Below are 5,706 nucleotides of genomic sequence, written 5' to 3'. Positions count from 1 at the left end.
GTATTATTTCTGATGGTATAATGGCGGTTCTGGTGAATTCCCGGGCGCAGGCCAGCAGATATGTTGCCGGGGCATGCCGGAGAGACGCTAACCCGGAGGAAAGGGGGGGAGATAACACAAGGAACGGTGATTAATCGGGATGAACCCGTCAGAATAATACGGGTTCATCCGTTCAGGAAAACAATGCTGACCTCATTATAACAGACAGAACCCGCAGAAAACCGGACAGTTGTTTCTGGGCAAAGAATCGCATCATTAGCGCTAACACTAGCTTTTTATTCCACATAATGCAAACCCTGATTATTCTGACGTGGTACTGCACAGGAAGTTTCCCGTGATTGTTCACTGATATGTAAGCGCCCCATAATGAACGTGGCGTAAGGATTATTTTACGGAGGAGAGGTTCCAGGGCAGCAGCTCATGTACCCGGTTTGAAGGCCTGTCGTTGATCTTGCCTATAACCTCACGCAGCCAGCCTTCCGGCTCCACACCGTTCAGTTTGCAAGTGCCGAGCAGGCTGTAGATGATTGCCGCGGCCTCACCACCATGGTCAGAGCCGAAGAAGAGATAATTTTTTCTGCCAACGGCCACCGTCAGGGAGTTCATTTTTCATACACCCGACATTACAACAGGTTACACCCGCGGGCCAGACGAAGTGTCCACGCTCAAGACGTTTGATGAACAGGCACAGACCATCCTCATCGGACCACAGTAGCTTTACCATATCACCACGGCGCCCCCGGAAGATGAACAGGTGGCCGCTGAACAGGTCATCGTTGAGGACATTCTGCACGCGGGAGGCCAGGCCGTTGAAGCCGTTTCTCATGTCGGTAACGCCCGTCACCAGCCAGATGCGGGAACCCGCGGGAAGGGATATCATCAGCCACCTCTCTTCAGTTCGCGAACCAGAGCCGACAGCATGGCCGGGGTGAGGTTGCCTGACAGCTTCAGGCGTGCACGGCCGATACTGACCTCACAGCATTGCCCGGCATCCGGTGGCAGGCTTTGCGCTAATGCTGCCGGGAGATCGGGCAGCGCGGGGCGTGAGTATTCGGTGGTCACAACAGGAACGATATCGTCACTGATAATGGCCGGTGCTGGGGGTGTATCAGATGGCTCATCAACCAGATGACGATAGCGCTGACGCCAGGTGAACAGCAGGTTGTCATTAATCTCGTTCTGGCGGGCAAGCCGTGCCACGCAGGCACCGGGTTGCAGTGATCGCTGAACCAGGTCGAGTTTGAACGGCATGGAGTAGGTAGGTAGCCCGCTGGCGTGGGACTGTCGGTTCGGTCATTTGTGATAGAGTCCATTTAAAAATTAAGTGGACTCTATCATCACCGGATTAAAGGTACGTCGACAGACGTCGTTGCCGGGGCGCTTACGATGAGCTGGCGCCTGAACTGATTAAACGTAATGCTATTGGATACGAAAGCGCTTCGCAGTTGCTGATCACGGCAGGAGACAATCCCCAACGATTAAGAACAGAATCAGGTTTTACGGCACTGTGTGGTGTCAGCCCTGTTCCCGTATCTTCAGGAAAAACGAATCGTTACCGACTTAACCGGGGTGGAGATCGTGCTGCAAATAGTGCACTTCACATCATTGCCATCGGACGTTTGCGAACTGACGATAAAACGAAGGAATATGTCGCCAGACGCTTACCGGAAGGGCATACAAAAATGGAAGCAATACGCTGCCTGAAGCGCTATATCTCACGCGAAGTTTATACATTACTGCGTAATCAAAACAGGCAGATCAACAGCATCCCGATAACGGCTTGACTCTTAGAAGGGCGTCAAAGGTTCACAGTACGTGTCACTGGCCTACACACATCGGCTGAAGGAGGCGGAGCTTCTGGCTTCAACGGGAAGCACGGGTGACTCTTATGATAACACGATGGCCGAAAGCATCAACGGCCTGTACAAAGCGGAGGTGATACACAGGCAAAGCTGGAAAAGCCGCGCTGAGGTTGAGCTGGCAACGCTGGCATGGGTGGACTGGTACAACAATCGCCGGTTGCTGGAAAGGCTGGGGCATATCCCACCGGCAGAAGCCGAACAGGCATATTATGCTTCCATCGGGAATAAGGATCTGGCAGCCTGAGTTCCCAGCTAAAATGCTCTCCCGGAAAACCGGGGCGGTTCACACATGATACGCAAAGGGCAGTATCAACATTCGCACAGTGATGGATTGTCACCCGCAGAACAATTTTATCTGTTGCCCGCCTGAAAAACAGGCAACGCCACTTTTGCTGACTTGCCGTCGTTAATGTGACAGAACCCTTACGTCAGCAAGTCAGATACCGCTCAGCGCCAGGCTGCTCATCTGAACCGTTTTTTCCCCTCAGAAATAATACCGGGCGTCCTCCTGGAAAAAACACACCGGTTGGCTATGCTGAAAACGAGCCACTGCCGGCTGCCATGAAGGGCTACGGTAACGTCACAGGACATTATGATGACTGACATTCAGCCACGAACACATACTGCCGTGCAGGCCTCCCGGCACGCGAACACCTCAGCTGTCACCTCATCGCACCGCAGCCTGGTATTGCTGCGTACTCCGGATGTAGCGGAAATGCCGGTCCGGGTACTGGTCACCCGCACGGTTGCTGACCCGTACACCCGTACCACCCGGTTGTACGGGGCGAGGAAACTGGTGAAGGGAACTGAAGAGACGGTGCCCGATGCAGTCACGATGACAGCTCTGTCCGGCCAGCCTCTGAGCCTGTATACGGCAGACGGGGACAGGAGTCTGACCCTGAGTGATGTGGCTGGTCGTCCTCTGTGGAGCCGTAATGCGCAGGGTACTGCCACAACCGTGCAGTATGAGGATGCCGGTAACGGCGGCCGTCCGGCCACCCTCACTGAATATTCTGCCGGTATGGCAAGAGATCGCGTGCGTGAGCGGTACGAATATCACGTGTTTACGGATGAGAAGGTCTGTGACCGCAACCTGGCCGGGGCGATGGTGGAACATTACGATAACGCCGGGCTTACGCGTCCGTTGTCGGCCAGTATCAGCGGTCAGCTCCTGGCCTCGGAGCAACTGCTGCTGAAGCCGGAAGTGGGAGAGCCTGACTGGAACAGTCTGTCAGAAGGGGACCCGGCTACATATCTGGAAGCTCCCCTGACGGTGAGCGGGACATATGACGCCACCGGTGCTCCGCTGACGCAGACAAACGCAGACGCCGTGACCACGGTCAGTGCGTATGATATCCGGGGTACGGTCAGCGAGAGCAGGCTGCAGTCCCCTGAAGGTTCAGACACGGAAAAGGTCATCACCCTGAAGGATATCCTGTACCGCGCAGATGGCGTGGTGCTGTCGCAGACGGCCGGCAACGGTGTTACGGAGGAGTACACCTACGACCCGCGGACGCAGTACCTGTCCCGGCACAGAATCCGGTGCCCGGCCGGAAAGAATGCGGATGCACTGCTTATCAGCGACCTGCACTATGCGTATGACCCGGCAGGTAACATCCTCTCCCTGGAAGATAAGGGAACGGAACCGGTCTGGTACAGCAACCGGCAGGCCACAGGACTGCGTATGTATGAATATGACACCCTGTACCGACTGACCTCAGCCATGGGGCGTGAGCGACATCCGGTGGACCCGGATATCCCGACGGCAGGGTACACCTGGTCCCCGTACACGGAACGCTACACGTATGATGACGGGAGTAACCTGACACAGACAATCCATACCGGAGGGAGTGGCAACCGGACTGTCATGATGGCAGTCTCAGAAAGCAGCAACCGTGCAGTGATGCAGAGAGGGGGAGAGACACCAGCCCCGGATACAGGCTTCCTGGCTGGGGGGCTGCAGAAGCAACTGTCAGACGGCAGGACGCTGAACTGGCATGCGGATGGTCAGCTGCGGCAGGTCAGCCCGGTCATCCGCACGGGTGAAAACCAGCCGGACGACACGGAGCTGTATCACTATGCAGATGGTGGTACGCGCACACGGAAAATCCGCATCTCACAGACAACAGGTGGAACGCAGACCAGCGTCACCACGTACGCGGGCGGGATGGAGACGCGACAACGTAGCCTGAAAAACATGCTCCAGCTGGACATCGTCATCACGGAGGGAGAGGGGGGACGCCTCATCCGGGATAATCTCAGCGGAGAAGTGCACTTGCGTTACAGCTTCAGTGACCATCTGGGGAGTACGGGGGGTGAGACGGACAGTACCGGCAGGGTTACCTCGCGTGAGGAGTGCCTGCCGTACGGGGGAAGTTCGGGCTCAGTGGAAGAAAGTACGGAAGTCACGGACCGGACACGGCGTTACAGCGGGAAGGAGCGGGATGCAACGGGTCTGCTGTACTACGGCTGGCGGTACTATCAGCCTGAGACGGGCAGGTGGCTGAGTGCAGACCCGGGTGGGCTGGTCGACGGATCAAATCTGTTCTGTTTCGTCCGGTGTCGACCTATTGTATACAGAGATGACTATGGGTTAATGATGAGAGGACTGGGATCGTTCAGAAGAGGTCGTCGCCCGCCCGAAGGCCCGATCAGCAGACCCACACGAGTAGGGGGCGGGGAGGTATCTGAAGAAGTTACCCGTCTGAATGAAATATATCATCGCCCCAGGGAGCAAGAAAACACAGATGAAGAAAGAGAGGGATTTATTAAAACCATAGAAAACATACTGAAGCTACATGCAAATGCCGAAACACATGCACGAAGCAACGGTGTTGATCTTGGACAGACGCTTCATGAATATGCGGAGGGGGGAAATGGTGAATATCAGAAAGTCAATAATTTTTTACGGGGCATAGAGCAGTCAGAAAACGATAACCGTGACGGGGAAAAACTCAGCAAGGATCTTGGAATGATCGTTCCCTATCTGGCAGACTATAAGGACGTTGCTTACAGAGCAATATCTGTAAATAAGAATATATATTCTGACAAAATACGGAAAGGTGATATAGTCAAAGATAAGGGGTATATGTCCGCCTCTGTTAACGTATTTAATTCCAGGAAATGGGCAGAAGAGTGGGCTGCTGGCGATACTTATAATCCAGAACAGGAAATTAATATTTTCGTGCTTGATAATACTGTAACCAAGAAGGTTGCCAGTACATCCGTACTTGCTGATCATTTGATAGTTTCTCCAGAGCTGGAGTTTGAGGTAACAGATATTTCGCTTATCCCTGGCTTAGAAACAAATGAATCTCAGCCTCTAAAAATCATCACGCTGTCCAGTCCAATTTACGCAGATAAATATAAAATCAAAAACATCCATTCTGGCGATATTGAAGAGAAAGTTGATCACAGAAGCCGGGTACAAAAACTAAAGTTTTGGAAGTAGGTTGTCCTGCGGAAACGGGTTCATGGTCAGAGATCTGTGTCACTCGAACCTGTACCTAAATTTATGTAATCACCTGCTTTTGATATGCTCAATCCGGCATCAAAAGCAGGTTGATTTATGGACGAAACCCAAATGCAGGCTCTGGTTAACGAACTGACCAAAAATCTCAAAACCCCTGACGATCTCAACCAGTTTGATTGTCTGTTGAAAAAATTAGTGTCGAAGCTGCCCTCAACGCCGGGATGACTCACCACCTTGCTTTTAATATTGGATTGAACATCTCAAAATCAGGGAGATACACAAATATCTAAACAGGATCAAACCCCTACATACAATACAGAACCTACATACAATCTCTCTTCTTTCACCGTGATCGGCTTTGTTGAATAAATC

General features: G+C 53.0%; 3 protein-coding genes and 5 pseudogenes. 5 read left to right on the top strand and 3 right to left on the bottom strand.

The genetic code is table 11. The features are described from left to right. Positions 1–384: 384 nt before the first annotated feature. The 3 genes and pseudogenes from FEK66_RS24450 to FEK66_RS24440 all read right to left on the bottom strand — a co-directional run. Positions 385–603: pseudogene (locus FEK66_RS24450) on the bottom strand (transposase domain-containing protein); the annotation flags it as partial. A gap of 40 nt (positions 604–643) precedes the next feature. Next, a pseudogene (gene tnpB, locus FEK66_RS24445) lies at positions 644–880 on the bottom strand (IS66 family insertion sequence element accessory protein TnpB); the annotation flags it as partial. Next, on the bottom strand, positions 880–1,251 hold the full coding sequence (locus FEK66_RS24440) for a transposase (RefSeq protein WP_135495570.1): 372 nt from the start codon (positions 1,249–1,251) through the stop codon (positions 880–882). The pseudogene tnpB and the gene FEK66_RS24440, both read right to left, overlap by 1 nt. Before the next feature lie 134 nt (positions 1,252–1,385). On the opposite strand from FEK66_RS24440, the pseudogene FEK66_RS24435 reads away from it, so the two are divergent. From FEK66_RS24435 to FEK66_RS26270, 5 genes and pseudogenes are all read left to right on the top strand, one after another. Further along, positions 1,386–1,784 (top strand): annotated as a pseudogene (locus FEK66_RS24435) (transposase); the annotation flags it as partial. A 16-nt stretch (positions 1,785–1,800) separates the two neighbouring features. Beyond that, positions 1,801–2,106, top strand: a pseudogene (locus FEK66_RS24430) (integrase core domain-containing protein); the annotation flags it as partial. A 42-nt stretch (positions 2,107–2,148) separates the two neighbouring features. Beyond that, a pseudogene (locus FEK66_RS24425) lies at positions 2,149–2,232 on the top strand (IS6 family transposase); the annotation flags it as partial. A gap of 222 nt (positions 2,233–2,454) precedes the next feature. Continuing rightward, positions 2,455–5,313 carry an RHS repeat-associated core domain-containing protein gene (locus FEK66_RS24420; protein ID WP_135495569.1) on the top strand — a complete coding sequence of 953 codons (2,859 nt, stop codon included), beginning with the start codon at positions 2,455–2,457 and terminating at the stop codon, positions 5,311–5,313. 117 nt (positions 5,314–5,430) lie between these two features. Beyond that, positions 5,431–5,559 carry a hypothetical protein gene (locus FEK66_RS26270; RefSeq protein WP_276606730.1) on the top strand — a complete coding sequence of 43 codons (129 nt, stop codon included), beginning with the start codon at positions 5,431–5,433 and terminating at the stop codon, positions 5,557–5,559. Positions 5,560–5,706: the final 147 nt, after the last annotated feature.

The sequence above is a fragment of the Escherichia sp. E1130 genome, assembly GCF_005781065.1.
Lineage (GTDB): Bacteria > Pseudomonadota > Gammaproteobacteria > Enterobacterales > Enterobacteriaceae > Escherichia.
Note: the sequence above shows the minus strand (reverse complement) of the source record. Positions and strands in the feature narration are given on the sequence as shown.